Annotated in this window: 23 protein-coding genes; 8 read left to right on the top strand and 15 right to left on the bottom strand. The window is 65.9% G+C overall.

Going from position 1 to position 26,741, the window contains the following annotated elements; genetic code table 11:
* Positions 1-69: 69 nt before the first annotated feature.
* The 4 genes from waaA to OX462_RS04320 all read right to left on the bottom strand — a co-directional run bounded on the left by waaA (position 70) and on the right by OX462_RS04320 (position 4,185).
* Complete coding sequence (gene waaA, locus OX462_RS04335) at positions 70-1,344, bottom strand: lipid IV(A) 3-deoxy-D-manno-octulosonic acid transferase (RefSeq protein ID WP_409027857.1); 1,275 nt, start codon at positions 1,342-1,344, stop codon at positions 70-72.
* A 32-nt stretch (positions 1,345-1,376) separates the two neighbouring features.
* Complete coding sequence (gene waaC / locus OX462_RS04330) at positions 1,377-2,399, bottom strand: lipopolysaccharide heptosyltransferase I (RefSeq protein WP_409027856.1); 1,023 nt, start codon at positions 2,397-2,399, stop codon at positions 1,377-1,379.
* A gap of 4 nt (positions 2,400-2,403) precedes the next feature.
* A complete protein-coding gene (locus OX462_RS04325) occupies positions 2,404-3,786 on the bottom strand; it encodes a phosphomannomutase/phosphoglucomutase (RefSeq protein WP_409027855.1) in 1,383 nt (460 codons plus the stop codon).
* A 90-nt stretch (positions 3,787-3,876) separates the two neighbouring features.
* Positions 3,877-4,185: an H-NS histone family protein gene (locus OX462_RS04320; RefSeq protein ID WP_070290469.1), complete on the bottom strand. Its 309-nt coding sequence runs from the start codon at positions 4,183-4,185 to the stop codon at positions 3,877-3,879.
* A 448-nt stretch (positions 4,186-4,633) separates the two neighbouring features.
* Here OX462_RS04320 and OX462_RS04315 point away from each other — a divergent pair, with 448 nt between their 5' ends.
* From OX462_RS04315 to OX462_RS04285, 7 genes are all read left to right on the top strand, one after another.
* The gene (locus OX462_RS04315; protein ID WP_409027854.1) at positions 4,634-5,473 is read left to right on the top strand and encodes a symmetrical bis(5'-nucleosyl)-tetraphosphatase; all 840 of its coding nucleotides are present in this window, start codon (positions 4,634-4,636) and stop codon (positions 5,471-5,473) included.
* Between the two features lie 93 nt (positions 5,474-5,566).
* Complete coding sequence (locus OX462_RS04310; RefSeq protein ID WP_070222108.1) at positions 5,567-6,487, top strand: AraC family transcriptional regulator; 921 nt, start codon at positions 5,567-5,569, stop codon at positions 6,485-6,487.
* 129 nt (positions 6,488-6,616) lie between these two features.
* Positions 6,617-7,171 carry a carboxymuconolactone decarboxylase family protein gene (locus tag OX462_RS04305; protein ID WP_409027853.1) on the top strand — a complete coding sequence of 185 codons (555 nt, stop codon included), beginning with the start codon at positions 6,617-6,619 and terminating at the stop codon, positions 7,169-7,171.
* Between the two features lies 1 nt (position 7,172).
* Entirely contained in the window at positions 7,173-8,252 is a 1,080-nt protein-coding gene (locus OX462_RS04300) for an acyl-CoA dehydrogenase family protein (RefSeq protein WP_409027852.1), read from the top strand.
* Entirely contained in the window at positions 8,249-9,037 is a 789-nt protein-coding gene (locus OX462_RS04295) for an ABC transporter ATP-binding protein (protein ID WP_070222114.1), read from the top strand. Before OX462_RS04300 ends, OX462_RS04295 begins: the two co-directional genes overlap by 4 nt.
* Positions 9,038-9,057: 20 nt before the next feature.
* On the top strand, positions 9,058-10,302 hold the full coding sequence (locus OX462_RS04290; RefSeq protein ID WP_070222116.1) for an ABC transporter substrate-binding protein: 1,245 nt from the start codon (positions 9,058-9,060) through the stop codon (positions 10,300-10,302).
* Between the two features lie 2 nt (positions 10,303-10,304).
* Entirely contained in the window at positions 10,305-11,069 is a 765-nt protein-coding gene (locus tag OX462_RS04285) for an ABC transporter permease (RefSeq protein WP_070222119.1), read from the top strand.
* Here the strand turns inward: OX462_RS04285 and OX462_RS04280 are convergent.
* The 6 genes from OX462_RS04280 to OX462_RS04255 form a co-directional block, all read right to left on the bottom strand.
* Entirely contained in the window at positions 11,066-11,812 is a 747-nt protein-coding gene (locus OX462_RS04280; protein ID WP_070300501.1) for a lysophospholipid acyltransferase family protein, read from the bottom strand. The genes OX462_RS04285 and OX462_RS04280 overlap by 4 nt on opposite strands.
* Before the next feature lie 147 nt (positions 11,813-11,959).
* Positions 11,960-13,261 (bottom strand): dihydroorotase, encoded by a 1,302-nt coding sequence (locus OX462_RS04275; RefSeq protein ID WP_409027851.1) that lies wholly within the window; start codon positions 13,259-13,261, stop codon positions 11,960-11,962.
* A gap of 24 nt (positions 13,262-13,285) precedes the next feature.
* Complete coding sequence (locus tag OX462_RS04270) at positions 13,286-14,251, bottom strand: aspartate carbamoyltransferase catalytic subunit (protein WP_034746695.1); 966 nt, start codon at positions 14,249-14,251, stop codon at positions 13,286-13,288.
* Complete coding sequence (pyrR, locus tag OX462_RS04265; protein WP_070222125.1) at positions 14,244-14,768, bottom strand: bifunctional pyr operon transcriptional regulator/uracil phosphoribosyltransferase PyrR; 525 nt, start codon at positions 14,766-14,768, stop codon at positions 14,244-14,246. The genes OX462_RS04270 and pyrR overlap by 8 nt, the downstream gene beginning before the upstream one ends.
* A gap of 39 nt (positions 14,769-14,807) precedes the next feature.
* A complete protein-coding gene (gene ruvX / locus OX462_RS04260; protein ID WP_227742041.1) occupies positions 14,808-15,206 on the bottom strand; it encodes a Holliday junction resolvase RuvX in 399 nt (132 codons plus the stop codon).
* Positions 15,203-15,805, bottom strand: coding sequence for a YqgE/AlgH family protein (locus tag OX462_RS04255; protein WP_070222127.1), 603 nt, complete (start codon positions 15,803-15,805; stop codon positions 15,203-15,205). Before OX462_RS04255 ends, ruvX begins: the two co-directional genes overlap by 4 nt.
* Before the next feature lie 386 nt (positions 15,806-16,191).
* Between OX462_RS04255 and OX462_RS04250 the strand changes: the two genes are divergently transcribed.
* Positions 16,192-17,655 (top strand): cryptochrome/photolyase family protein, encoded by a 1,464-nt coding sequence (locus OX462_RS04250; RefSeq protein ID WP_409027850.1) that lies wholly within the window; start codon positions 16,192-16,194, stop codon positions 17,653-17,655.
* Between the two features lie 123 nt (positions 17,656-17,778).
* Here the strand turns inward: OX462_RS04250 and OX462_RS04245 are convergent, their stop codons facing one another.
* The 5 genes from OX462_RS04245 to OX462_RS04225 are packed head-to-tail and all read right to left on the bottom strand — an operon-like array spanning position 17,779 to position 26,718.
* The gene (locus OX462_RS04245; RefSeq protein ID WP_409027849.1) at positions 17,779-22,983 is read right to left on the bottom strand and encodes an Hpt domain-containing protein; all 5,205 of its coding nucleotides are present in this window, start codon (positions 22,981-22,983) and stop codon (positions 17,779-17,781) included.
* Between the two features lie 41 nt (positions 22,984-23,024).
* Positions 23,025-25,262 carry a methyl-accepting chemotaxis protein gene (locus tag OX462_RS04240; RefSeq protein WP_121670444.1) on the bottom strand — a complete coding sequence of 746 codons (2,238 nt, stop codon included), beginning with the start codon at positions 25,260-25,262 and terminating at the stop codon, positions 23,025-23,027.
* On the bottom strand, positions 25,262-25,867 hold the full coding sequence (locus tag OX462_RS04235; protein ID WP_346428562.1) for a chemotaxis protein CheW: 606 nt from the start codon (positions 25,865-25,867) through the stop codon (positions 25,262-25,264). Before OX462_RS04235 ends, OX462_RS04240 begins: the two co-directional genes overlap by 1 nt.
* Before the next feature lie 26 nt (positions 25,868-25,893).
* Positions 25,894-26,259: a response regulator transcription factor gene (locus OX462_RS04230; protein ID WP_070222135.1), complete on the bottom strand. Its 366-nt coding sequence runs from the start codon at positions 26,257-26,259 to the stop codon at positions 25,894-25,896.
* A gap of 36 nt (positions 26,260-26,295) precedes the next feature.
* Positions 26,296-26,718, bottom strand: a complete 423-nt coding sequence (locus OX462_RS04225) for a response regulator (RefSeq protein WP_099410777.1) — start codon at positions 26,716-26,718, stop codon at positions 26,296-26,298.
* Positions 26,719-26,741 lie beyond the last annotated feature (23 nt).

Here is a 26,741-nt window from a genome sequence, read left to right as displayed (position 1 = left end):
CTGCCATGATGGAAGTAGGTCGGATTAGCGCTAGCGCGTAATCCGACAACATTATTGGCCGCGCCGCCGTCACCGCAGCAGCGGTTGAATCGCCGCGATGGTGCGCGGCGTGGCGCCCCGGTGCTGGCTGGCAAACGCCAGCGCCTTTTGACCCATCGACGATAAACGCGCGGGATCCTGCAGCAGCGCCGCCGCCTGCGCCATCAGCGCGTCGGCATCCGCCACCAGCGCGGCGCCGCCGGCGGCAATCGCCTGCTCGGTGACCAGCGCAAAGTTGAAGGTGTGCGGGCCGATCAGCACGGGCTTGCCCAGGGCCGCCGGCTCGATCAGGTTTTGCCCGCCCAGCGGCAGCAGGCTGCCGCCGACGAAGGCGCAATCGCAGGCAGCGTAATACGCGAACATCTCGCCCATGGTATCGCCCAGCAGCACCTGCGTGCCCGCCGCCACCACATCGTCCTGCGCCAGGCCGGACCTGCGCTGCACGGCCAGGCCGTGCGCCGCGATCAATTTTTCCACCTCGTCGAAGCGCTGCGGATGACGCGGCACGATCAGCAGCAGCGCATGCGCCGGCAAGCTGGCGCGGATATACGCATCGAGGATCAGCTGCTCTTCGCCTTCGCGCGTGCTGGCGCACAGCAGCACGGGGCGCGCACCGATGGCGGCGCGCAGCGCTGCCCCCGTCGCCAGGGCCGCCTCGGGCACGACGACGTCGAACTTGATGCTGCCCGTGACCACCACGTCCTGCACGCCCAGCTGGCGCACGCGATCGGCATCGTCCTGCGTCTGCGCCGCCACCAGGGTGATGCCGCGCGCCGCATCGGCAATCAGCTTGCCCAGACGCTGCGCCTTGCCCAGCGAACGCTGCGACAAGCGCGCGTTGGCCAGCACCACGGGCACTTTGTAGCGATTGCATTGGTGGATCAGATTCGGCCACACTTCCGTCTCCATCAGGATGCAGATGCGCGGGGTGAAATGGCGGATGAAACGGGCCGGCATGGCGCCCGTGTCGTAGGGCAGATAGCTTTGCACGAGGCGCGCGCCGTGTTTGGCGAACAGCGCCTTGCCCGTCGCGCGCCCCGTCGGCGTCATGTGCGTGAGGACGATGCGGCACCTGGGCCAGGCGGCCAGCAGCGCATCGATCAGCGGCTCGGCCGCGCGCGTCTCGCCGACGGAGACGGCGTGCAGCCAGATGGTGTCTGTAGCCGTTGTCGGCTGGCGGCCGTAAAAGCCCAGGCGCTCGCCCCAGTGCTGGCGGTAGCCAGGTTCCTGGCGTCCGCGCAGCCACAGCCGCGCCAGCACCAGGGGCAAGGCCAGCCACCAGGCAAGGGTATAAAGAAGTCGCATGATTGTTGAATGTTAAGGTCAGGCGGTTGAAGTCAGGCGGGAGGATGTTCGGTCAGCAGGCGTTGTGCCGCGGCCAGCACTTCCGGCACGCCGGGCGGCGTACCCTTGTCGCCCAGGTTGATGATGTTCGGCGACCAGTTGCCTTCCGTTTTCCACAGCGGAGAATCGGCATAGATTTCCACCGTCGGGCGCACGAAGGCGGCCGCGATATGCGTCAGGCCCGTGTCGACGCCGATCACCAGCGCCGCGTGGCGCGCCAGCAGGGTGGCGTCGTCCATCGACAGTTTCGGCAGCACGCGCGCGTTCGGCAGACCGGCCGCCAGTTGTTCGGCTTCCGCCTTTTCCCTGGGCGAACCCCAGGGCAGCAAAATCGGCATCGGTGCCAAGGCACGGCCCAGGGCGATCCAGTTTTCCGGCGCCCATTTCTTGGCGTCGCGCGCCGTACCGTGGAAATACACGCAGTAGGGAGCTTCGCCCATCCAGTCCGGGCGCGGCTCGTTGCGCGAGACTTCCGGCAAGCCGAAATCGGCCGGCGTGTCGATCGTGTAGCCGAGTGCAGCGGCAGCGACCAGGCGGCCGCGCGCTACCGCGTGCGTGCGCGGGTCGAGCGGAATGCTTTTGGTGTGGAACAGGCGCGAGATGCCTTCGTAGCCGGAGCCTTCGCTGCCATTGGCCAGGCCGACCTTCTGTCCGCCCGGCGCCAGGCGCGCGGCGCCCATGATGATGCCCGTCTTGAGCAAGCCCTGGGTATCGAACACATAATCGTAGCGCGTCTGGCGCAGGCTGCGGAAGAAGGCGGCGATTTCCGCGCGCGTCTCTTTCTTGCCCAGGCTCTTGCGCCAGCGCCGCAGCGCGAACGGGAAAATGGTATTGACGCGCGCGTTCAGGCGCACCAGGCTGGTGTAGCCCTCTTCAACCACCCAGTCGATGGTCGCATTCGGGAAATGGCGGGCGATGTCCGCCACCATCGGCAGGTTATGCAGCACGTCGCCCAGCGAGGACACGCGCACCAGCAGGATTTTCAAGGGCGCCTGTGCGCCAGGTTGAGCGGCCATGCTGTCAGAACGGCAGCACGGCGTCAGGCTTGGCGGCCAGGATCACGCTCTTGAACTGTCCCTGGATACGCGCCAGGGCCGCCGGCGTTTCCGCTTCGAAGCGCATGACGATCACTGGCGTGGTGTTCGACGAGCGGGCCAGGCCGAAGCCGTCCGCGTATTCCACGCGCAAGCCATCGATGGTGATGATCTGTTCATTGCCGGGGAAGACGGCGTCGCGGCGCAGCACGTCCATCAGCGCGACGTTCTCGCCCTCCTTCAGCTCCAGGTGCAGTTCCGGCGTGCTGTCGGACTGCGGCAGGGAATTCAGCAAAGCCGACGGATCCGCTTCGCGCGTGAGGATTTCGAGCAGGCGCGCGGCCGAATACATGCCGTCGTCGAAACCGTACCAGCGGTCCTTGAAGAAGATATGGCCGCTCATTTCGCCGCCCAGCGGCGCACCCGTTTCGCGCAGCTTGGCTTTTACCAGCGAGTGGCCCGTCTTGTACATCAGCGGTACGCCGCCATGCTTGCTGATCCACGGCGCCAGGTGGCGCGTGCATTTCACGTCGTACAAAATCTGCGCGCCAGGATGGCGGGTCAGCACGTCGGCCGCGAACAGCATCATCTGGCGGTCAGGGTAGATGATCTGGCCATCCTTGGTGACCACGCCCAGGCGGTCGCCGTCGCCGTCGAAGGCGATGCCGATTTCGGCATCCGTCTCGGCCAGGCAGCGGATCAGGTCCTGCAGGTTTTCCGGGTGCGCCGGGTCCGGATGGTGGTTCGGGAAGTGGCCGTCGACTTCGCAGAACAGTTCGATGACTTCGCAGCCCATGCCGCGGAACAGGTCCCCCGCGAACGCGCCGGCCACGCCATTGCCGCAGTCGACGGCGATCTTGATCGGGCGCGCCAGCTTGACGTCGCCCAGGATGCGCTCCAGGTAGGCGGCGCGGATATCGTGCGTGGCATAGGTGCCCGGCTTGGCACTGGCGCTGCCGTCGTGCGCGACAATGCTGTGGTACAGCGCCTGGATCGCTTCGCCGTGGATCGCCTCGCCGGCCAGCACCATCTTGAAGCCGTTGTAGTCGGGCGGATTGTGGCTGCCCGTGACCATGATGCCGGAGCGCGTGTCGAGCACATTCGTGCCGAAGTAGACCATCGGCGTGGCCACCACGCCCAGGTCGATCACGTCGACGCCCGCCGCTTGCAAGCCCTGCGCCAGCGCCGCCGTCAATTCCGGTCCCGACAGACGGCCGTCGCGGCCGATCACGACCCGCTGCTCGCCCTTGGCCAGGGCGGCCTGGCCAAATGCCTGACCAATCTTGTGGGCCACGCCGGCATCGAGGGTTTTAGCGATGATGCCGCGAATATCGTAGGCCTTGAAGATCGTTCTGGACAATGGGAGCATGGTGTGGCCGGTATAAGTAGGGTCAATAAGGTGCCTGGCAAGGTGCAGCGCGCGGCTGGCGGCTTGCCACTACGCCAAGAGTATACCGAATTATACGCGCAGCAGATCGATCGACTTGCCCGATTCCACCCACTGCCTGACCCACAGCGGCTGACGGCCACGGCCTGTCCATTGCTCGGCCGCATTCTCAGGATGACGGTAACGCACCGCGACTTTGCCCGTGCGCGGGTGCAAGCCATCGAGTATCAGCTGTTTCAGCGGAATGCCGGCTTGCTGCGCGATGGCCATGATCTGTTCGCGCGCCTTGTTCAAGTCTTGGCGCTCGCGGCTGTTCAATTCCTGTTTGACATTATCTTCCAGTTTGCGCAATTCCAGCATCGTCATCGTAGACAGATCCATTGGTACATCCTTTATATTCATTTAAATAATAAAATCACGTGGAATATACTACATTGCATAAATATCTGTGCACCAACGCATAATCCATCATCAATTGAATCACGGCCCTCGATTTATTTGGCGGGCCAACATTAAGATTAAATGAAGAATATACCGGAAGCCCGCATGAAAAATGAATAACCATGAATCAAATGGCATTCCCGCGTGCCTGAACGGCATGCAGGCGGATTATTACTCCTAGCATGCAGGCGGATTATTACTCCTATATGGCAGCGTGATACGGCAGCGTGACATACCGCTGAATCAAATTCCCATGCGGCATAATCGGCGCCCGCGTTTTTCTTCCCGCCGGCCATGCGCGCAATCGGGCACCTGCCAGAAATGCCCCAACGCCAAAGGGCGGGCATGCTTATAATGCAGGCGCGTAGTTCACTTCACCCCGGCACATATGAAAACTTACTTTATCGGCGATCTGCAAGGCTGTCATGCACAAACCGTCGAATTGATCGAACGGATCCAGGCGGCAGCGGGCGGTCCGTACCGCCTGCTGTTCGCGGGCGACTTGATCAATCGCGGCCCGGCCTCGCTGGCCACCCTGCGCCACGTGCACGCCCTGGCGCAGCAAGGCCTGGCCGACAGCGTCCTGGGCAACCATGACTTGCACTTGCTGGCCGTGGCCAACGGCATCCGGCCCGAGCATGCGTCCGACACCCTCGCCGACATCCTCGATGCACCCGACCGCGAGGAGTTGATCAACTGGCTGCGCCAGCGGCCACTGGCACTGGAACACGATGGCCATGTGCTCGTGCATGCGGGCTTGCTGCCGCAATGGAGCGCGGCCCAGGCCCTGTCCCTGAGCGGGGAGGTATCCGCCATGCTGCGCAGCGACGATTGGGTGGCGTTCCTGCGCACCATGTACGGCAACGAGCCGGCCGCCTGGCGCGACGACCTGCAGGGCGCCGACCGGCTGCGCTGCATCGTCAACGCCATGACGCGGCTGCGCTTTTGCACGCCGGACGGCGTGATGGATTTCAAGATGAAGGAAAGCGGCAGCCCGCCGCCAGGCTCCGGCCTGCTGCCCTGGTTCGACGTGCCGGGCCGGCGCAGCGCCGGCGACACCATCGTCTTCGGCCACTGGTCGGCGCTGGGACTGCTACTACGGCCGCACCTGATCGGACTCGATAGCGGCTGCGTCTGGGGCGGGAAACTGTCGGCCGTGTGCCTGGAAGACCGCTCGCTGCTGCAAGTCGACTGCCCCGCGTTCCAGCAGCACGGCGGCAAGCAGTAAGCGCCAAGCTTGGCGCGCATATGCTTAGTCGAAATCGGTCGTTGGCCTTGCCGCGTCTGGCCCGTATGATGGAGCTTTTGCCTTTGCGATCCCATGCATCCTGATACCGACAGACTGGCGCGCTGGCTGCTCGGCAGCCTGGAACTCGACACCGCCGTCCTGCATGTGGGCCAGTACTGCGGCCGCTGGCGCGCTTCCACGGCGGGGCGGGAACTGGGCAGCTTTCACCTGGTGCTCGATGGCCATTGCTACTTGCACCTCGACGGCGCGGCGCCCATTGCGCTCGGCCCGCGCGACGGCGTCTTCCTGCTGCGCGACTTGCCGCACTTCCTCAGTCCCCACAGCGATCCGCTGCAGGCGGCGAGCGCGCAAGCGATGCTGCCGCTGCAAACGCCCACGCAGCAGCCGGCGACTGCGCTGGCCTGCGGCTTCTTTCAATTTCGCGGCGCTCTCTCCGCGCTGATCGTCGACTCGTTCCCGCCGTATCTGCTGATACGCGGCGACGCGCCCGCCTTCAGCGCTGCCGCCGCGCTGTTCGACCTGATCCTCGCCGAAGCAGGCGGCGATCCGGAACAGCCGTCGCCGCTCATCGCGCGCCTGGTCGAACTGCTGTTCTTTTACCTGATCCGCCATGTGGCGCAGGGCGAGCAGGTGGCGGCCGGCCTGCTGTCGCTGCTGCACCAGCCCGCATTTTCGCCACTGCTCGAACGCATGCTCGACGCCCCTGCCGACGACTGGTCGATCGAGAACATGGCCAAGGCAGCGTGCATGTCGCGCGCCAGCTTCTGCAAGCATTTCGCCAGCGCCAGTGGCCACTCGCCGGCCCAGTTCCTGCTCCTGCTGCGCATGAAGATCGCCGCGCGGCGTCTGCACGACGGCGTCTCCGTCGAACGCGCCGCCGAACTGGTGGGCTACCGCTCGCACGCCGCCTTTACGCGCGCCTTCAAGCGGGTCACGGGCGAGCAGCCGGGCGCCTACCGGCGCGACCAGCGATTGCGCCAGCTGGCCAGCTAGGAGCCTGCCGGAATCAAGGATCACACAATCGCAGACGAACGAGCACAAAAGGACGACGCTGACGTCTGTTGCGTGCACGGCATGGCCGATATAATGACCGGGTGACTTACTAACTTAGCAAGGTACCCCATGTCCCGTCTGACGCTGCACACTCTCGATACCGCCCCGGCCGACAGCCGCCCCTTCGTGGAAAAGGCCATCGCCAACAATGGCTTCCTGCCCAATCTGATCGGCGTGCTGGCCAATGCCCCGCTGGCACTGGAAACCTATCTGACCGTCTCCGGCATCAATGCGCGCGCCAGCCTGACCCTGATGGAGCGCGAAGTGGTGCAGATCACGGCCGCGCGCATCCATGGCTGCGATTTCTGCATCGCCGGCCATAGCGCCATCTCGCTGAAAAAAGCGGGCCAGACACCGGACACGGTGCGCGCCCTGCAGCACGGCCAGCCGACGGGCGATACGAAGCTCGACGCCGTCGCCGCCTTCGCCACGGCCGTCATCGTCACGCGCGGCGCCGTCAGCGACGCCGAATATCAAGCCTTCCTGGCCGCCGGCTACAACGAACAGCAGGCGCTCGAAGTCGTGCTGGGCATCAGCCTGGCCACCCTGTGCAATTTCTCCAACAGCCTGGCCGGCACGCCCGTCAATTCCCAATTGACGCCCTACCTGCCTGGCGCCGTCTGACATGGCGAACCTCACTCACTGGCTGCACATGCATGCCGACCAGCTCGACCAATCGCCGGAGCTGGCTGAAACCGTTTTGCCCGCCCTCGCTGGCGACAAGCTGCTGGCCATCGGCGTGCCGCAGGAGCACGGCGGCGCGGGCGGCGACGTGCGCGACGCCATCGACGCCATCGCCAAGGTGGCCGGGCAATCGGTGACGGCGGCCTTTGTCTTCTGGGGCCAGCGCTGCTTCATCGAATTCCTGCTGCAAAGCGAGAACCGCGCACTGGCCGAGCGCCGTTTGCCCGGCCTGCTGGCCGGCACGCAGGCAGGCGCCAGCGGTTTGTCGAACGCGATGAAATTCTTGTCCGGCATCGAACAGCTGCAAATCACGGGCGCGCGCCACGATGACGGCTTGCTCGTCAACGGCGGCCTGGCCTGGGTGACCAACCTGCGCAAGGCTGGCTTTGTCGCGGCGGCCGCCGTGGCGCCCGACGACGGCGCGCCGCCCGTCATCGTCGCCTTCGACAGCGGCACGGCGGGCGTCAGGCGCAGCGATGACCTGGACCTGATTGCCCTGCGCGGCAGCAATACGGCTTCCGTCAAGCTGGCGCAGGTGCACATCCCCGCCGCGGACATCATCAGCGACAACGCGCCGGCCTGGCTGCCGCAGGTGCGCCCATCGTTCCTCGGCATGCAGTGCGGCCTGTCGATCGGCCTGGCGCGCGCCAGCCTGGCAAAGGCGGCGCAAATCTCGGCCGGCTCGCGCAACCAGCTCACGCCACGCATCGAAGCGCTGCAAGCGACACTGGAAAGCGCCGTCGCCACCCTGCTGGCCGGCGTGCACGACGGCCGCTTCAAGACGCAGGCGCCGGCCATGTTCCGCCTGCGCATACAGCTGGCCGACGTGCTGCAGCAGGCGCTGATGCTGGAACTGCAAGCCATGGGCGGGCGCGCCTACCTGAACGCCGAACAGCAGGGCTTTGCCCGCCGCTGGCGCGAGTCGTCGTTCATCCCCATCGTCACCCCCAGCCTGACGCAGTTGCAATCGGCCTTGCAGCTGTTCGACAGCCAGCAGGCGGCAGCGGGAGCCCCGGCATGAGCGTTGCTGATTGGGCCTTGCAGGCGCAGGACCTGAGCTTTTCCTATGCGGGCAGCACGCCCGTGTTCCAGCACGTCTCGCTGGGCGTGCGCAAGCGCGAGATCGTCTGCCTGCTGGGCGGCAGCGGCTGCGGCAAATCGAGCCTGCTGCGCGTGCTGGCCGGCCTGCAGCCGCCATCGACGGGCGCCATTCAATTCCTGGACGCGCCCATGCGCGAACCGGACCCGCGCAGCGCCCTCGTGTTCCAGCAGGCGAGCCTTTTGCCCTGGCTGAACGTCACGGGCAACGCGGGTTTCGGTCTGGATTTCAAGCACCAGCCGCAGCTCACGCGCGCAGCGCACGAGGCGCGCGTGGCGCAAGCCATCGAAGCGGTGGGCCTGAAGGGCCGCGAAAAACTGTATCCGTCCGCGCTGTCGGGCGGCATGGCGCAGCGCGTGGCGCTGGCCCGCGCGCTGGCGCGCGAACCGGAACTGCTGTTCGCCGACGAACCGTTTTCCGCCCTCGACGCCATCACCCGCGCCGAGATGCAGTCGCTGCTGGTCGACGTGGTGCACCGCTGGCACACGGCCGTGCTGCTGGTCACGCACGATATCGACGAAGCCATCCTCGTCGCCGACCGCATCCTGCTCATGGGAGGCAAGCCGGGCAACATCGTGCGCGAATGGTCCGTCGCCATCGACCAGCCGCGCATCGGCCACAGCGCCGACGTGATCGCCCTCAAGATGGACATCCTCGACGCCCTGCAAGCGCTGCAACAGCAAGATCAGGCCCACGCCGCCCACTAATGCACTTTACTGGAACCTTCATGTCCCTCCCACACGATAACAAACCCCTGCATATCTGCGCCTCCTCCGATTGCGACTGCGGCCTGACGCGGCGCGACTTTCTGCGCATGTCGGCCCTGGCCACGGCCAGCGTCGCCTCTCCCCTGCTGTTCGCCGGCGACGCCATGGCCCAGCAAGGCCCGAAAGGCGATGACCAGCCCGTAAAAATCGGCTACCTGCCGATCACCGACGCCACCCCGCTGCTCGTCGCCCACGCGCGCAAGCTGTTCGAGGCGGAAGGCTTGCAGGCGGAAACGCCGCGCCTGTTCCGCAGCTGGGCGCAGATCATCGAAGCGTTCGTCGCCGGCCAGGTCAACGTCATCCACCTGCTGTCGCCGGCCACCCTGTGGGTGCGCTACGGCGCCAAGTTCCCCGCGAAAGTCGTCGCCTGGAACCACGTCAACGGCTCCGCGCTGACCGTGGCCAACGAGATCAACAAGGTCTCCGACCTGGGCGGACGCACGGTCGCGATTCCATTCTGGTACTCGATCCACAACATCCTGCTGCAGCAGATCCTGTCCTCGAATGGCCTGACGCCGGTCACGCGCGCGCGCAACGCGGCCATCAAGCCGAATGAAGTCAACCTGATCGTGCTGGCGCCGGCCGAAATGGTCTCGGCCCTGGCCAGCAAGTCGATTGCCGGCTACATCGTGGCCGAGCCTTTCAACGCGGCGGCGGAAAACGCCGGCATCGGCAAGATCCTGCGCTTCTCGGGCGACGTGTGGAAAAACCATGCGTGCTGCGTCACCTTCCTGTCCGAGCGCGACATCAACACGCGCCCGGAATGGGCGCAAAAGGTCACCAACGCCATCGTCAAGGCGCAGTTGTGGACGCGTTCGAACCAGGTCGATACGGCCAAGCTGCTGTCGAACGTGGGCGAGCACCGCTACACGCCCCATCCGCTGCAGGTGCTGACGAAGGTGCTGGCCACCACCGATTACGCCGGCTATGAAAAGCAGGGCCTGATCGTGCACAAGAACTGGCAGCAGCGCCGCATCGACTTCCAGCCCTATCCATTCGCCTCGTACACGGAAGAACTGGTGCGCGCCATCGGCCGCACCAAGGTGGAGGGCGATACGCGCTTCCTGGCGAATCTCGATCCGAAATTCGCCGCGCGCGACCTGGTCGATGACCGTTTCGTGCGCAAGGCCATCACGGCAGTCGGCGGCCCGGCCGCCTTCGGCTTGCCGGCCAACCTGCTGCGCAGCGAAACCGTGGCGGTCTGACGATGGCAAGCAAGTTGTTCACGAAGTTCGGCCTGCCCCTGGTGGGGCTGGCCTGTGCCTTGCTGCTGTGGTCCATGGGCGTGACGGCGCTGGAGAAATCCACGCCGATCGCCACCGCCTTCGCGCCCTTGCCCACGGCGCTGGCGTTCAGGGAAATGCTCGGTGGTTCCGATATCTGGCTGCACGTGGTCTTGAGCCTGCAAAGGGTCGCCGTGGGCCTGGGGCTGGCCATCGTCATCGGCGTGCCGCTCGGCGTGCTGGTGGCCATGTCGAAGAGCTTTTCCGGCGCGGCCATGCCGCTGTTCCAGCTGCTGCGCATGATTTCGCCGCTGTCGTGGATGCCGATCGCCGTGATGGTGCTCGGCGTCGGCGACGCGCCCGTGTACTTCCTGCTGGCGTTCGCGGCCGTCTGGCCCATCCTGCTCAATACGGCGGCCGGCGTGGCGCGGCTCGACCCGAACTGGCTGCTGCTGGCGCGCAGCCTGTCGGCCACGCGCAGCGAGATCGTCTTCAAGGTGATTTTGCCGGGCATCACGGCCGATATCCTGACGGGCGTGCGGCTGGCCATCGGCATCATCTGGATCGTGCTGGTGCCGGCGGAAATGCTGGGCGTATCGGCCGGCCTCGGCTACTTCATCCTCGACACGCGCGACCGCCTCGCGTATTCGGAGCTGATGGCCGCCATCGTGCTGATCGGGATGTTAGGCTTCATCCTCGACTACCTGGCCCGCGCCGCGCATGCGCGCTGGCTGCACGTCAAAAACTAGGCCGCCTTTTCCAGCGGCAGCGCAGCGGCCACGGCCGCCTGCGTTGCCGCCGCCAGTTCGCGCCGGTGCGCGTCGGACGTCGCCACTGGCGCCAGACAGGTCAGCCGCGCCGTGATCGGAGGGCCGCTCAGGATCGCCACCATGCTTTGCGCAAAGCTCATGTCGCCGATGAAGTCGACGGCGTGGTGCAGCGCCCCCTTGTCATCCACATACACGAGCGCGAACGGCTGCACCGGCACTTGCGCGTCGATGGCCGCCTCGAACAGGTTGGCGTGAAACGGCAGGATCTGCCCTTGCGCGGCGGTCGTGCCTTCGGGGAAAAACGCAATGCGTTCGCCCGCCGTCAATTTGTCCACCAGGCCCTGGAAAATCAGGCGCAGGTCGCGCTTGCTGCCGCGTGAAATGAAGATGGTGCCGGCGCGCCCCGCCAGCCAGCCGAGGATAGGCCAGGCGCGGATTTCCGCCTTGGCGACGAAACGGCAAGGGTGGACGGCATTGATGACGAAGATGTCGAGCCACGAGACGTGGTTCGCCACCATCATCGCATGGTCGAGTGCCGGCACGCTGTCCGCCGGCTGCGCCACGTGCACGCCGCAGATGTCGAGCAGCTGCGTCGACCAGCGGCGGATGCGCCGGTTGCGCCCTTCCAGGTCCAGCCAGGGAAAGAGCACGGCGCTCTTGGCCATGCCGCAGCTCAGGTGAATGGCGATGCGCGCGAGGCGGTAGGTAAGCAGAAGTTTCAAATGACACCAAGGTTGGAAGCAAAGCCATGCAGCTGCGTAGGTCGACTTGGCAGCGCCCGCGAGGCGCTGCGTAAGCCGACAGGAGCCGCCATGGACTTGTCGGATTACGCGTACCGCTAATCCGACCTACGGCTCCGATACAAAAAATTAGCGCTGAAACGCCACCTGTCCGGCAACGATGGTCGCCTTGACGATGCCGCTCAGCTCATAGCCGAGGAAAGGCGTGTGCTTGCCCTGGCTGGCCAGCGACGCCGACGACACGGTCCAGCGCGCGGCGGGATCGAAGACGCAGATGTCGGCCGCTTCGCCCACGGCCAGGCTGCCGGCCGGGATGCCGGCGACACGCGCCGCATCGGACGTGACCTTGGCCACGGCGCGCGCCAGCGGACGCTCGCCCGTTTGCGGCTGGTTCAAGGCGTAGTCGTCGGCCCATTTCAGGGCCAGCGACAGCAGCAGTTCCAGGCCCGTGGCGCCGGGCGACGCTTCGCCGAACGGCAGCAGTTTTTCATCGTCGTCGACGGGCGTGTGGTCCGAGCACATGGCGTCGACCGTGCCGTCGAGCAGGCCGGCGCGGATCGCATCGCGGTCGCGCTGGCTGCGGAACGGCGGCGTGACGCGCGCGTTCGGATCGAAGAAACCGATGTCGGCGTCCGTCAGGTGCACATGGTGCACGCCCACGTCGCAGGTGACGGGCAAGCCTTCGGCCTTGGCGGCGCGGATCAGTTCCAGGCCCGCCGCCGACGAGATGCGGCACAGGTGCACGCGCGCGCGGCTGGCGCGCATCAATTCGAAAATCGTGTGCAGGGCGATGGTTTCGGACATCACGGGCACGCCGGACAAGCCCAGGCGCGACGCCAGCGGGCCGCTGTGGGCGATGCCGCCACGGCCGATGTGCGGGTCTTGCGGGCGCAGCCAGACCGTGTAGCCGAAGGTGTTCGCGTATTGCATGGCGCGCAGCAACACGGTGGTGTCCTCGATCGGCTCTTCCGCCTGCGCGAAGCCGATGCAGCCCGCTTCCGTCAGTTCCGCCATTTCCGTCAGCGACTTGCCCTTCAAGCCCATGGTCAGCGCGCCCAGCGGGTGCACGTGGGCCTTGTTCTGCGTCTTGGCGCGGTATTTCAGCATCTCCACCAGGCCCGGCTCATCGAGCACGGGGTCGGTGTCGGGCGGGCAGACCAGGCTCGTGACGCCGCCCTGCAGCGCCGCCTGCAGTTCCGATTCCAGGGTCGCCTTGTATTCGTAGCCCGGCTCGCGCAGGCGCGCGGACAGGTCGACCAGGCCGGGGGAAACCACCAGGCCGGCCGCGTCAAACGTGGTGTCGGCGGTGAAGCCGGCAGGGGCGCTGCCCACGGCCAGCACCTTGCCGTCGGCGATAAACAGGTCTTGCAAGCCATCGATGCCGTTGGCAGGGTCGATCAGGTGGCCGTTCTTGATATGTAGTGTCGTCATGCTCGCTTACTCGTCCTTGGGCTATCAGCCCTGATTACCAGCCAAAATACTCATTACCGCCATGCGCACGGCGATACCGAAGGTCACCTGCGGCAGGATCACCGCCTGCGGACCGTCGGCCACGGCCGAATCGATTTCCACGCCGCGGTTCATCGGGCCCGGATGCATGACGATGGCATCCGGTTTCGCCAGCGCCAGACGTTCGGGCGTGAGGCCATAGCTCTTGAAATATTCCTGCGCCGACGGCAGCAGCGCGCCGCTCATGCGTTCATTCTGCAGGCGCAGCATGATGATCACGTCCACGCCCTTGAGGCCTTCATCCATATTGGTGAAGGTGCGCACGCCCATCTGTTCCAGGCCGCCCGGCAGCAGGGTGTGCGGGCCGATGGCGCGCACTTCCGGCACGCCCAGCGTGGTCAGCGCATGGATGTCGGAACGGGCCACGCGGCTGTGCAAAATGTCGCCCACGATGGCCACCGTCAGGTTCGTGAAATCCTTCTTGTAGTGGCGGATCGTGTACATGTCGAGCAAGCCCTGGGTCGGGTGCGCATGGCGTCCGTCGCCCGCGTTGACCACGTGGACGTGCGGCTGCTTCGTGTCGATCAGGTGCTTGGCGATCAGGTAGGGCGCGCCCGACTGCGCGTGGCGCACGACGAACATGTCGGCATGCATGGCCGACAGGTTGTCGATGGTGTCGAGCAGCGATTCGCCCTTGCTGGCCGACGAGGCCTGGATGTTCAGGTTGATGACGTCGGCCGACAGGCGCTTCGAGGCGATTTCGAAGGTGGTGCGGGTGCGCGTGGAGTTTTCAAAGAACAGGTTGAAAACGCTCTTGCCACGCATCAGCGGCACCTTTTTCACGTCGCGGTCGGAAATGCCGACAAACGAGGAAGCCGTGTCGAGGATATGGTTGACGATAGACTTCGGCAAGCCTTCGATCGTCAGCAGATGTTGCAGTTCGCCGTGTTTATTCAGTTGCGGATTAAGCATGGTTGTTATCTATGGTGAGCGTGAATTTTCCATCGTCGGCTTGCTTCAGGACCAGGGCCTGGCCCGGCGGCACGGCAGTGAAGGCGGCCACGAAATCGGCGGCCACCGGCAGCTGGCGTTCGCCGCGGTCGACCAGGGCCGCCAGCATGATCTTGGCCGGGCGGCCATAGTCGAACAATTCGTTGATGGCCGCGCGCGTGGTGCGGCCCGTGTACAGCACGTCGTCGACCAGCAGGATGGTGGCGCCGGCCACGTCGAAGCTGATTTGCGTCGGCTTGACGTCCGCATGCAAGCCCTTCTGGGCAAAGTCGTCGCGGTAGAAGGACACGTCGAGCACGCCCAGACGGTCGAGCAGATTCAGATCGCGCGCCAGGCGTTCAGCCAGCCAGGCGCCGCCCGAATGGATGCCGACGATGGCCACGTTGGGGATGCCCGCCAGGCCGCTCCGCACCTGCTGCAGCAAATCTGCATACAGGGCCTCGGCGTCGAGTTGGGAAGGATTCGCAGGATGCGGCATAGAGTTCTTAATCATTCAGGGAGGGAGTCTAGGGTCAGATTAATAATTCGCGTCGAAATACTGTTGCAGGATGATGGCGGCGGCGCGGTCATCGATCACTTCGCCGCGCTTGGCGGCGATCACGGCCGAGGAATAGCGCTCGTCGACCAGTTCCACGGGCAGGTTGAAGCGGCCATGCACCTGGTTGGCGAAACGGCGGCAGCGCGCGCTCATCTCGTGTTCCGTGCCATCGGGGTGGCTGGGCAAGCCCACCACGATGCGGCTGGCGCCCCACTCCTTGATCAGGTTATCGATGGCGGCAAACTTCGGCTCGTTCGCCGTGGCCGTGATCACGCTGAGCGGCTTGGCCTGGCAAATCATGGTATTGCCGATGGCCACGCCGATGCGTTTCAAGCCGAAATCGAAGGCAAGGATGGTGTCGATGGCGTCACCGCTCATGCGTGGCCAGCCTCGCTCGCCAGCATGAGGGGATCGATACCGAGCAACTTGATGGCCGCCACGTAGCGCTGTTCGATGGGGAAATCGAACAGGATATCGGCCGAGGCGCCTACCGTCAGCCAGCCGTTGCGGCCGATCTCGTCTTCCAGCTGGCCCGGGCTCCAGCCCGAGTAGCCGATCGAGACGAGCATGCGCTCGGGGCCATCGCCCTTGGCGACGGCTTCGAGCACGTCGATCGAGGTGGTAAACGCCACTTCATCGGTCACCGTCAGCGACGAGGAATAGCGCGCGCCCGGCGTGTGCAGCACGAAGCCGCGGTCATCCTGCACGGGGCCGCCGAACATGATCGGCTCGTTGATGATGGGCGTGTCGCTGCCAGCCTCGAGTTTCAGGTCGATGCGGTCGAACAGCACTTCCATGGTCATGTCGGTGGGTTTGTTGATGACGACGCCCAGCACGCCGTTTTCATTGTGTTCACACACGTACACGACCGTGCCGCCGAAGATCGGATCTTGCATGGCCGGCATCGCAATCAGGAAATGGTTCGCCAGATTCAGGGTGGAGGAACCGGTCGCGGCCGGCTCTCCCACACCCTGCATCAGACGATGTCCTGGTAGAGTCTGGTCGATTTTACTCTTTTTCATACGCGATGCTCTCTCTGTGGGCTTGCTGGCAAGTCTCGCTTACCCCGCTATCGTACGCCCGGCGCAAGCGGCCGCATATCTTGGGCGGCGCGCACCGTGGTGCCAGGCGTTATTCTTGTTATGTTATAAATTAATGATCAATTCGCTATGCCTGCAGGCGCATTTCAATGCCAATTGTAAAATTGATTGCAAAATCGCTGTCGCACATAAAGTACCGCGAACATACCCGCTAGTTTACACTGAATTGCCGCCGCAGCGATGCCGAAGGCGCGACGCGAGCGGCCATAAAGCCCTGTTGACGGCAAAAAATCGCCTATCTTTGACCTTGAACACGCGAAATAATGACAATTAAGACTTCCTTGGTGTGGTTCCGCCGCGATCTGCGCGCGTTTGACCATGCTGCACTGCATCACGCCCTGCGTCAAAGCCAGGCCGTACATTGCGTCTTCGTATACGACACCGCCATCCTGGCAGCCCTGCCGCGCCGCGACCGGCGGATCGACTTCATCCATGCCAGCGTGGCCGAGCTGGCCGCCGAGCTGCGCCAGCTGGGCGGTGACCTGATCGTGCTGCACGCGGACGCGGCCGAGGCGATTCCGCGCCTGGCCGCCGAATTGAACGCCGACGCCGTCTTTGCCAGCCACGACTACGAACCGCAGGCGATCGCCCGCGACGCCACGGTGGCCGCCGCGCTCACGCACAACGCGCGCCTGTGGTTCAGCTTCAAGGACCAGGTCATCTTTGAAAAGGACGAGGTATTGACGCTCTCGGCCAAACCCTACACCGTCTACACGCCGTATAAAAATGCCTGGCTGAAGAAAATGCGCGCCGAACCCGCCTGCCTGGCGCCGTTCGCTATCGAGCCGCATGCGGCCAGCCTGGCGCCGCCCCGCGCCGGCACGCCGTCGCCCCTGCCCAGCTTGGGCGAACTGGGGTTCGAGGCCAGCAACCTGGCCGCACTGGCCATCCCCACCGGCATGTCGGGCGCCAGCGCGCTGTTCGAGGATTTTTTGCCGCGCGTGGCCCGCTATGACGTGGCGCGCGATTTTCCCGCCCTGAAGGGACCGTCCTACCTGTCCATGCATCTGCGCTTCGGCACCGTGTCGCTGCGCTATCTGGTGCGCACCGTGGTCGACCTGATGGACCGCGGCGGCGGCGGCGATGGGGCGCCCGTGTGGCTGGCCGAACTGATCTGGCGCGATTTCTACGCCATGATTTTGTACCAGAACCCGCACGTGGAAGGCGGCGCCTTCAAACCGGCCTACGACGCCATCGCCTGGGAAACGGGAGCCGAGGCCGATGCCGCCTTTGCTGCCTGGTGCGAGGGCCGCACCGGCTATCCTCTGGTCGACGCGGCCATGGCGCAGCTGAACCAGACGGGCTATATGCACAACCGCCTGCGCATGGTCACGGCCTGCTTTCTGATCAAGGATCTGGGCATCGACTGGCGCCGCGGCGAAGCGTATTTCGCGCTGCATCTGAACGACTTCGACCTGGCCTCGAACAACGGCGGCTGGCAATGGGCGTCGTCGTCCGGCTGCGATGCGCAGCCTTACTTCCGCATCTTCAATCCCATCACGCAGTCGGAAAAATTCGACGCCGGCGGACGCTTCATCCGCCGCTACCTGCCGCAGCTGAAGGCGCTGGGCGACAAGGAAATCCACGCGCCCTGGCTGGTGCCGCGCATGCTGCTCGAGCAAAAAAACATCGTGCTGGGACGCGACTATCCGGAACCCATCGTGCAGCACGACGAGGCGCGCAAGGAGACCCTGGAGCGCTATGCCGTGGTGAAGGTGGTGGGGTAAGCAGGTAATTGATTGGCATTGCGGTGATGTCGGGTTACGCTGTCGTAAAGAGCGTAGGTCGGATTAGCGGGGCAAGGCCCCGCGTAATCCGACAACATCGTTGGCGCTTGTGACGGCGTCGGCTTACGCCACGCCGTCGGCCAGCAAGCGTCCCACCTCGGCCAGCAATTCATCTTCCTGGAACGGCTTGCCGAAATACGCATTCACGCCCAGTTCAAATGCATGCGCGCGGTGCTTGTCGGCGCTGCGCGAGGTGATCATGATGACGGGGATGGCGCGCGTCTTGTCGTCGCTGCGCACATTGCGCGTCAAATCAAAACCGTCCATGCGCGGCATTTCCACGTCGACCAGCAGCAGCGCCGGCATGGCGGCCGGTTCCAGCGCATGCAGCTGCTCCAGCGCATCGAGGCCATCCTTGGCCAGCAGCACCTGGTAGCCTTCGCGCTCGAACAGGCGCTGCATCACGCGGCGCACCGTCAGCGAATCGTCGACCACCATCACGCGCACGGCTGGCACGGCCAGCACGCTGGAAGCGGCGTGCTGCTCGCGGCTGGCCAGCGCATATTGCGACAGCAGTTCCGGATGGTGCTCGAGGTGCTGCGCCAGCGCCACCGGGTTGAGGATCAGCACGATGTCGCCCGTGCCCAGCACCGTGGCGCCGGCGATGCCCGGCATGCGCGCCAGTTGCGGCCCCACGTGCTTGACCACGACCTCGCGGTTGCCCACCACGTCATCGACCTGCAAGGCCAGCCTGTCATTGCCATTCCGGAGCAACAGCACCGGCGCATGGCGCTGCGTGGCCTGCTCCGCCGGCGTCTCGCCCAGCATGGCCGACAGGTGATGCAGCGCCAGCGACTGCCCGTGCGACTCGATGCGCCCGGCCGCCCGCACCTGCTCCAGCTGTTCCCCTTTCAGGTGCAGCACCTGCTCGACCAGCACCGACGGCAAGGCATACGTCTTGCCGTTCGCCGCCAGCAGCACCACCTGGGTGACGGCCAGGGTCAGCGGCAGGTGGATGGTGAAGCGCATGCCCAGGCCCGCCTGCGTCTGCGTTTCCACGCGCCCGCCCAGGGCCAGCGCTTCGGAGCGCACGATGTCCATGCCAAAACCGCGTCCTGCCAGTTCCGTCAGGCTGTCGGCGGTGGAAAATCCGGGCGTGAAAATCAGCTCGGCCGCCTGCGCGTCGCTCAAAGGCGCATCCGTCGGCACCAGGCCGGCGCCGTGCGCCTTGGCGCGGATGCGTTCCAGGTCCAGCCCCGCGCCGTCGTCGGAAAAAGCGATCGCCACTTCATTGCCCTGCTGGCTGACCTGCACCAGCAGCTCGCCCGTCTCGCTCTTGCCAGCAAGCAGGCGCGCATCGCGCGGCTCGACGCCGTGCACGATGGCGTTGCGCAGCAGGTGTTCGAAGGGCGCGGCCATGCGTTCGAGCACGCTGCGGTCGATTTCCACGCCGCCGCCGCGGATGTCGAGGTTGACGCGCTTGTCGACTTCCTTGGCGCTTTGCCGCGCCACGCGGAACAGGCGTTCGGCGATGCTGGCAAACGGCACCATGCGGATCTGCATCAGGTCGCGCTGCAGCTCGCGCGTCAGCCGCGCCTGCAGCACCAGGTCGTCCGTCACCGCATCGACGCTGTGGCTGAGGTTTTCATGAAACGAGGCCACGTCGTTGACGCTTTCGGCCATCATGCGCGTGAGTTCCTGCAGGCGCGTAAAGCGGTCGAATTCGAGCGGGTCGAATTCGCGCTCACTGCCGACCGCCATGCGCGAAGCGATCTGCGATTCGGCCTGCATTTCCACTTCGCGCAACTGGCGCCGCAGGCGCGCCAGGTTATCGGAAAACTCGGACAGCGAAGCGCCCAGCACGCCCACTTCATTTTCCATCTTCGAGCGCGTGATCGACACTTCGCCGGCCTGGTTCACCAGGCGGTCGAGGATATCGGCGCGCACGCGCACCAGCGCCGCCTTCGGTTCGGCCACCGGGGTGTCTTCCATGCCCGGCAAGGGCAGCAACGGTTGCTGCAGCTGCTCGAACAGGTGCAGCGCATGGTCGTAATGGGCCAGCAATTCCTCGAAAGCTTGCGGCGTGGCGGTGCCCGCGTGCAGCATGTTTTCGATATGCGTCTCGATTTCATGCGCATGCTGGCCCAGACGCATGGCGCCGGCCATGCGCGCGCTGCCCTTGACGGTGTGCAGGGTGCGCAGCAGCATCTGCGCCTGGCCGCTGTCGTGCGGCTGCTGCTGCCAGCTGCGCAGCGCCTCGCCGATCTGCGGCAGCAGGTCGGCGCCCTCTTCCAGGAAGACGGACAATAAATCGAGGTCGAGTTCATCGCTGATACCGGCGCTCGCCGCCAGCAGCGCGGCCGCATCGGCCGGCATGATGGCCGGTGCCGGCGCTTCCGGCGCCGCATGCTCCAATGGCGGTGCGTGTTCGAAACCGGCATCGAACAGGTCGTCGCTGGCGCCGCTCTCCTGCGTCGGCGCCTGCGCCTGCGCTGGCGCCGGCGCCGGCACTTCGGCCAGCGGCTCGGCAGGCTGCACCGGCGTACCGACGATGCTGGCGTAAGCGTCCGCAAACAGGGCGTCGAGGCGGTCTTCCTTGCTTTCGCCAGGCGGCGCCGTCAAGGCGCGCCACAGAGTGTTGAGCGCTTCGATCATGTCCGGCTGCGTTGGCGCCAGGTCGCCCAGCGCGAACGCCTGCAGCATTTGTCCGATGCGCTGCGTGGCCTGCTCCAGCACGTCGTGCTGTTCGGCGCGCAGGCCGGCCAGCGGCGGCACCACCGTTTCAATCACCGTTTCCAGCGCGTGCGCCAGGTCGCGCAGGGACTGGAAGCCCACCGTGCCGGACGTCCCCGCCAGCGTATGCACGGCTTGCAGCGCCTCGGCGCTGACGGCGCGCGGTTCATGGCGCCACTCGCCGAAATCGCGCGTGAGCACGCGCAGCAATTCATCCGTCTCGGCCAGGTAGATGTTGTACAACGGCAGGCTGATGCGCAGTTCGCCCACGTGCTTGAGGTGATCGTCCGGCGCTTCGTGGAGCGCGGGCGCCGTGGCCAAAGGAAGTCCGATCACATTACCATTGCCGGCCAACGGCGCGGCCGGGCGCGGCTTGCGCAGTTCGAACGGCCCCCCTTCGCGCACGCGCTCGGCCGCCGCCAGCAGCATGCCGGCCTCGCGCTCGCGCCCCGCGCCACCTTCCAGTTCGGCCACCCATTCGCTGAGCTGGTACCAGCCGTAATTGAGCAAGGTAAACAAGTCGTCGCTGGCGGGACGCGCTTCGGCCAGCCAGGTATTCATGACGCGCTCGATGGCGCCGGCCGCTTCGGCAAACTGCACCAGGCCGATCATGCGGCTGCTGCCTTTCAGGGTATGGAACGAGCGGCGCAGCATGGCCAGGTGGTCGCCGCTGGCGGCCTGCTCGCGCGGCAAGGCCAGGGTGGTGTCGATGAAGGCCAGCACTTCGCGCGCTTCGGCGATGAAAATGTCGAGCATCTCCGCGTCGACATCGGTCACGGCCGGCGCGGCATCCATGCCGGCGGGTGCTGCGGGCGCCAGGGCCTGGTCGAGCAAAGGTACCGGTACAGCGCCGGCGGCGGCGACTTTTTCAAATGGCAGCGCGCGGAAAGTGCCGGCGGCCGCATCGAAATGGAAACGCCCGCTGGCCGCCTGCGCGTTGCGGCCCAGCATATCGACAAAAAAGCCCAGCGCGCTGACATTTTGCGCGATCTCGTCGAGCGCTTCGGCGTGCGCATTGGCGTCGCCACCGGCCAGCTGCCGCACGGCCGCATCGACCTGCAGCACGGCGACGCGCGCGTCGTCCTGTCCCAGCCCGGCCAGCTGCCGCTGCAACTGCTCCAGCACGGGCGCGACGCCATCGAGTGGCCCCGCCGTCCCCGCACCCGCTGCATCCGCGTAGTAGGCGTTGAGCACCTTTTCCACCTGGCGCAGCCCCGTCTTCATGTCTTCGGCCAGCGCGGCCACGGTCTGGCCCTGCTCGATCTGGCGCGACAGCTCGCCCGCCGTGACGGGCGGCGGCGCTTCGCCAGCCAGCAGCGCCTGCAGGCGCGCGGCGATGGTTTCCGCATTGCCGGCGAAATCGTCGGGCAGGCGGCGCAGCTGCTCCAGTCCCGTGTCGGCAAACAGCAGCGCCATGCCGATTTCATTCTCCAGGGCCGCGCTGCGCCCGCTGGCCACGGCTTGCCGCGCCACGGCCGCGCATTCGCGCAGCAGGCTGGCCAGGGCCGGCTGCTTCAAGGTCTCCACATGTGCCGCCACCTGTTGCAGCGACGCTTCAAAATCCGGGCCCAGGGCAGGATCGAGGTCGGCTTGCGCCAGGCGGCTCCAGCTGGCGCGCGCCTGCGCCAGGGCCGCGCGGGCGCCTTGCAGGGCATCCTGGTCGACCTGGCCGTAGCGCCGCGTTTCCACGTCGGCGGGCAGCATGCCGTCCAGGGCGAAAGCGGCGCGCAGCTGGCGTGCCTCCGGCGTCGGCTCGGGCGCCGCGGCGATGAAGAACAGGGCGTCGCGCAGCATCGCTTCGGGCAGGCTGGCCGTGCCCTGCGCCAGACGGCGCAACTGCAGGTTGATCAGGCCGAACAGCTGCTTGACGTTGAGCGTGCCCATGCCCTCGCCGCTGGCCGCCAGCCCCGCGAACGCCTGCATGGCGAACCAGAAAGTGCGCGCCGGCGCTTCCTGCTGCGCGTCGGCCACCAGGGTCAAGGTGGCGTGCAGCTCGCCCGCGTGCTGGCGCCGCACCCCATCATCCTGCGCCTTCAGGAAGGGCAGCAGGGATTTTTCAAAGCGTCCGCGCCAGGCAGGATAGTCCGCCACGGGCGGCGTGTCGGCCAGCGCGATGGCCTGCCCTTCCAGCATGGCGGAGGGCGGAAAAAACAGGTCGGCCGGGTGGATGCGCTCGGCGCCCAGCAGGGTTTGCAGGTCGCGGTAGTAGGGGAACAAACGCGCCGGCTGCGGCGGCGTGCCGGCCACCAGGTCTTCCAGGTATTCGGTCAGGGCCTGATACAGTGCGGCGACGATCTGCGCATGGTCCAGCGTGTATTCGAGGCTGCCGTCGCGAAAGCGCGCCAGCGCCCGTTCCGCGCCGTCCGTCAGCAGGCTGGCGCCGGCCACGTCCACCATCACCAGCGCGCCATGCGCCTGGTGCAGGTGCGAGCGCGCATGCTGCAGGGCCGTGGCGCGTTCCTCGCGTTCGCGGCCGCCCGCTTCGAACAGGGCCGTTTTCGAGCGGCCCAGCGCTTCGCGGATTTCCACCATCACCCAGGACAAAGGTTCGCTGTCGAACGGCTTGGACTGCTGTGGACTATCTGGTGTGCTCATGCATGCCTCGGTAAAGAAATCGCCCTGGCTTGGCGCGACGTTCAGGCGGCGACGCGGAAGCGCGACACCGAGTTTTTCAGTTCCTGCGCCAGCATCGACAGTTTATGGATCGACTGCGCCGTTTGCTGCGTGCCGTCCTGCGTCTGCTCCGTCACGCTCAGGATATGCTGGATATTCAAGGCCACGCCGCTGGCCGAACCGGCCTGCGTGCCGGTGGCGAACGAGATGCCCTGTATCAGTTCGGCCAGGTGTTTCGACACCTGGCTGATGTCGTTCAAGGCCGCTCCGGCCGCGTCGGACAGGCGCGCGCCCTCGACCACGCCCTGCGTGGACGTTTCCATCGCCCGCGTCGCATCCTGGGTATCGGCCTGGATGGTGCGCACCAGCGCGCCGATCTGCTTGGCGGCCGCGGCCGAGCGTTCGGCCAGGCGCTGCACTTCCTCGGCGACGACGGAAAAGCCGCGCCCCGCCTCGCCGGCCGATGCGGCCTGAATGGCGGCGTTCAGCGCCAGCACATTGGTCTGCTCGGTGATGTCGGAAATGAGCTCGGTGATTTCGCCGATTTCCTGCGACGATTCGCCCAGGCGCTTGATGCGCTTGGACGTATCCTGGATCTGCTCGCGGATTTCATGCATGCCCTTGATGGCGTTTTCCACCGCCGTCGAACCCTGCTGCGCCGCCGCCACCGACTGGCGCGCCACGTCGGCCGAGACGCTGGCCGACTTCGACACGTCGGTAATCGCATTGGCCATCTTGACCACGGTGGCGCTGACGCCCTGGATTTCGCGCGACTGCTGCTGCGACGCGATCAGCAGCTTGCTGGAGATGCTTTGCGCCTGCGTCGAGGCGCGGTTGACCTGTTCGGCCGTCGCCGTCACCCGTCCCACCAGGCCGCGCAATTCCTCGACCGTGTAGTTGACGGAATCGGCGATGGCGCCCGTGATGTCTTCCGACACGGTGGCCTGCACCGTCAGATCACCATCGGCGACCTTCTGCAATTCGTTCATCAGGCGCAGGATGGCCGCCTGGTTCTGGTCATTCCTGGCCTTCGCCGCTTCCTCTTTTCCCTGCGACTGGAGGCGCAGGATTTCCGCCTCCTGGCGCCGCCGCTCGGCGTCGCGCGTGCGGTTGACGGAGTCCTGCAGCAGCACCCTGCCGATGCCGGCCGCCGCGATCAGGGTCAGCAACACGCCGCCGACCATCATCCAGAAGGCCATGCCCAGGGTTTCCTGGTTCACGTGGTACATCTGCTGCAGCAGGGTCAAACGCTGGCGCAGGTCTTCGTTCTCGTTGAAGATCAGCTGTTCGGCGCTTTTCGCCGAACTGAATTTATCGAGCCGGTCGAGTATCGACGACACCAGCTTCTGGTAAGTGTCGAAACTGGCTTTCAGCGCCACCAGCCGGTCGCGCAGTTCGGCGTCGCGCGTGGGCGCCAGTTGCAGCGGCACGCTGCCATTCAACAGCCCTTCGACGGCGGTGCGGAAATACGTCGTGTCGCGCCCCAGCGAAAACGCCGTTTCCGAGCTGATGCTGCCCGACGACAGGAACTCGCTGGCGCTGCGGCTCATGCGCTGGCTCAGCATCATCAGGCGGCCGATGACGGCCAGGTCGCGCGCATTGCCGCCGCGCTGCACCTTCAGGGCCGCGACTTCCTCGGTCTGCGCCAGCAACGCCGGCGACAGCGCGTTCAATTGCTGCAAGGTCTTGTCGAATTCGCCCAGCTCAGGTTTCAGGCGCAGGATGGTGCTGGCCGCGCGGTCGCTGCTGGCCCACTTCTTGCGCGCGTCGGCCACGGCCGCCAGCAGGGCGGAACGCGACTCGCCGATATCGCGGCCGTGATACGTCCCGCCGCGCAGCATCAGGCGGAAATCCTGGTTCAGTTCATTGCGGCTTTCCTCGAGCTGGCGGAACGCTTCCGGATTGCCTTGCACGGCGTTCGGCGCGGCCTTGCCGATGCGCTGCGAATGCATCAGCGCATCGCTGGCCAGCTGCGTCTGCGCCGAGGCGATATTGCCGCTGCGCGTGTTCAGTCCCACGAACAGCAGGCTGGCGGCCAGGCTCAGGGCCATCACCGTCGACAGGATGCTCAGCTGCTTTTGCAGCGGGAAATGGCCGATCAGCGGCAGCTTCAAGTCGCGCACCGGCGCGCTGGCCAGCGACTTGCGCCGTCCCAGCGCGTCGCGCAGGCGCAGCGGCAGGTCGGCCGCCGATCCCGGCTCGCCGGGCGCGTGCTCCGCTTCGGGCATGGCGGCCGCCAGAATGGGGGAATGGGCGCCCATCAGCAAATATCCTTGTAGTCGGCGAGGCCGCCAAAGCCGGCATCGAGGAAGCGTTCCGCTTGCGCCAGCTGCGCCAGGTCCAGGCGCAGCCACTGCTGCCCTTCGCTGTCGCGCAGCGCCTGCGCCGCCCACGACGGCGGTGCATGCGGCAAGGAGACGGGCTGCATCGTGCGCAGCTGGCGCAAGCCCAGTACGCGCTCGACCAGCAGTGCGCAATTGAGGCCCAGGCGCGGAGAAAAAGTGATGATGCGGCAGTGAATGCCGGGCGCGCAAGCCGGTTCGCCCATGTAGCGGGCCAGGTCGACGACGCCCGTCAGGCGTCCGCGCATGGCCGCCAGGCCCAGGTACCAGTCCTGCGCCAGCGGCACGCCCTGGATCTGCACGCCGGCGGCAATGACGATTTCACCAAGCTGCGTCAGGTCGAGCAGGCAGGGCCGGCCACCGAGCATCACGCCCAGTTCCTTGCGCGCCGCCAGCGCGCCGCTGCGCGCAGCCTGTATCCGCTCGATCAATTGCAGCTGATACTGGCGCAAGCGCCCCTGCCGCGCGCCCGACTCGAAGGATGGCACGGCGGCAGCGGCAGGCGCAAAGGCCGTTGTGGACACGCCGAGACCTGGCATCGTTTGCATGCTCAGGAAAGCGCGGCGATCTTGGCCAGCAGCTCGGCTTCGACCACCGGCTTGACCAGGTAATCGCGCGCGCCCTGGCGCAAGCCCCAGATGCGGTCCGTTTCCTGGCTCTTGCTGGAACAGATAATCACCGGCACGTCCTGCAGTTCGGGATCGCGCGCAATCGCGCGCGTGATCTGAAAGCCATTCGCACCGGGCATCACCACGTCCATCAGGATCAGGTCGGGCCTGGCCTCTTTGAGTTGCGCCAGCGCGTCGGCGCCGTCCTGCGCCGTGAGGACGGCATAACCGGCACGCACCAGCATCTCGCTCAGGTAGTAGCGTTCTGTCGGCGAGTCATCGACGATCAGAATTGTGTGTATGGCCATCTGCTTCCTTGCTGCGTTGTCAATCAATAAAAACACTTACTCAAAATGCCCGGCCAGGTGCAGCCGCACGGCCTCCAGCAGCGCCTCGCGCGCCAGCGGCTTGGCCAGGCAGGCGCTGGCGCCCGCCATGGCGCCGCGCGCGCGGTCGAACAAGCCTTCCTTCGACGACAGCATCAGCACCGGCGTGGCGTGATACGCCGCGCTGGCCTTGATCAGCGCACAGGTGCGGTAGCCGTCCAGGCGCGGCATCACAATGTCGCACACGATCAGCGCCGGCTGGCAGTCGGCGATCTTGGCCAGGGCCGCAAAGCCGTTTTCCGCCACCACCACGCGGTAACCGGCCTCGCCCAGTATCTTCGCGGCAGCGCTGCGTATCGTCGCGCTGTCGTCGATGACGAGTACCGTGACGCCGGCACACACGGCATCGGACGGCGCCTCTGGCAAGGAAGATCGCGTCATGTGATTATTCGACAATTTTTCAT

It is taken from the genome of Janthinobacterium aestuarii (assembly GCF_046113285.1).
Taxonomy (GTDB): domain Bacteria; phylum Pseudomonadota; class Gammaproteobacteria; order Burkholderiales; family Burkholderiaceae_D; genus Janthinobacterium.
This window is presented reverse-complemented; position numbering and strand designations above follow the sequence as displayed.

Coding starts and splice junctions, on each gene's coding strand:
- waaA (WP_409027857.1), bottom strand. CDS start 1,344: ATGCGACTTCTTTATACCCTTGCCTGGTGGCTGGCCTTGCCCCTGGTG.
- waaC (WP_409027856.1), bottom strand. CDS start 2,399: ATGGCCGCTCAACCTGGCGCACAGGCGCCCTTGAAAATCCTGCTGGTG.
- OX462_RS04325 (WP_409027855.1), bottom strand. CDS start 3,786: ATGCTCCCATTGTCCAGAACGATCTTCAAGGCCTACGATATTCGCGGC.
- OX462_RS04320 (WP_070290469.1), bottom strand. CDS start 4,185: ATGGATCTGTCTACGATGACGATGCTGGAATTGCGCAAACTGGAAGAT.
- OX462_RS04315 (WP_409027854.1), top strand. CDS start 4,634: ATGAAAACTTACTTTATCGGCGATCTGCAAGGCTGTCATGCACAAACC.
- OX462_RS04310 (WP_070222108.1), top strand. CDS start 5,567: ATGCATCCTGATACCGACAGACTGGCGCGCTGGCTGCTCGGCAGCCTG.
- OX462_RS04305 (WP_409027853.1), top strand. CDS start 6,617: ATGTCCCGTCTGACGCTGCACACTCTCGATACCGCCCCGGCCGACAGC.
- OX462_RS04300 (WP_409027852.1), top strand. CDS start 7,173: ATGGCGAACCTCACTCACTGGCTGCACATGCATGCCGACCAGCTCGAC.
- OX462_RS04295 (WP_070222114.1), top strand. CDS start 8,249: ATGAGCGTTGCTGATTGGGCCTTGCAGGCGCAGGACCTGAGCTTTTCC.
- OX462_RS04290 (WP_070222116.1), top strand. CDS start 9,058: ATGTCCCTCCCACACGATAACAAACCCCTGCATATCTGCGCCTCCTCC.
- OX462_RS04285 (WP_070222119.1), top strand. CDS start 10,305: ATGGCAAGCAAGTTGTTCACGAAGTTCGGCCTGCCCCTGGTGGGGCTG.
- OX462_RS04275 (WP_409027851.1), bottom strand. CDS start 13,261: ATGACGACACTACATATCAAGAACGGCCACCTGATCGACCCTGCCAAC.
- OX462_RS04270 (WP_034746695.1), bottom strand. CDS start 14,251: ATGCTTAATCCGCAACTGAATAAACACGGCGAACTGCAACATCTGCTG.
- pyrR (WP_070222125.1), bottom strand. CDS start 14,768: ATGCCGCATCCTGCGAATCCTTCCCAACTCGACGCCGAGGCCCTGTAT.
- ruvX (WP_227742041.1), bottom strand. CDS start 15,206: ATGAGCGGTGACGCCATCGACACCATCCTTGCCTTCGATTTCGGCTTG.
- OX462_RS04255 (WP_070222127.1), bottom strand. CDS start 15,805: ATGCAGGGTGTGGGAGAGCCGGCCGCGACCGGTTCCTCCACCCTGAAT.
- OX462_RS04250 (WP_409027850.1), top strand. CDS start 16,192: ATGACAATTAAGACTTCCTTGGTGTGGTTCCGCCGCGATCTGCGCGCG.
- OX462_RS04245 (WP_409027849.1), bottom strand. CDS start 22,983: ATGAGCACACCAGATAGTCCACAGCAGTCCAAGCCGTTCGACAGCGAA.
- OX462_RS04240 (WP_121670444.1), bottom strand. CDS start 25,262: ATGGGCGCCCATTCCCCCATTCTGGCGGCCGCCATGCCCGAAGCGGAG.
- OX462_RS04230 (WP_070222135.1), bottom strand. CDS start 26,259: ATGGCCATACACACAATTCTGATCGTCGATGACTCGCCGACAGAACGC.
- OX462_RS04225 (WP_099410777.1), bottom strand. CDS start 26,718: ATGACGCGATCTTCCTTGCCAGAGGCGCCGTCCGATGCCGTGTGTGCC.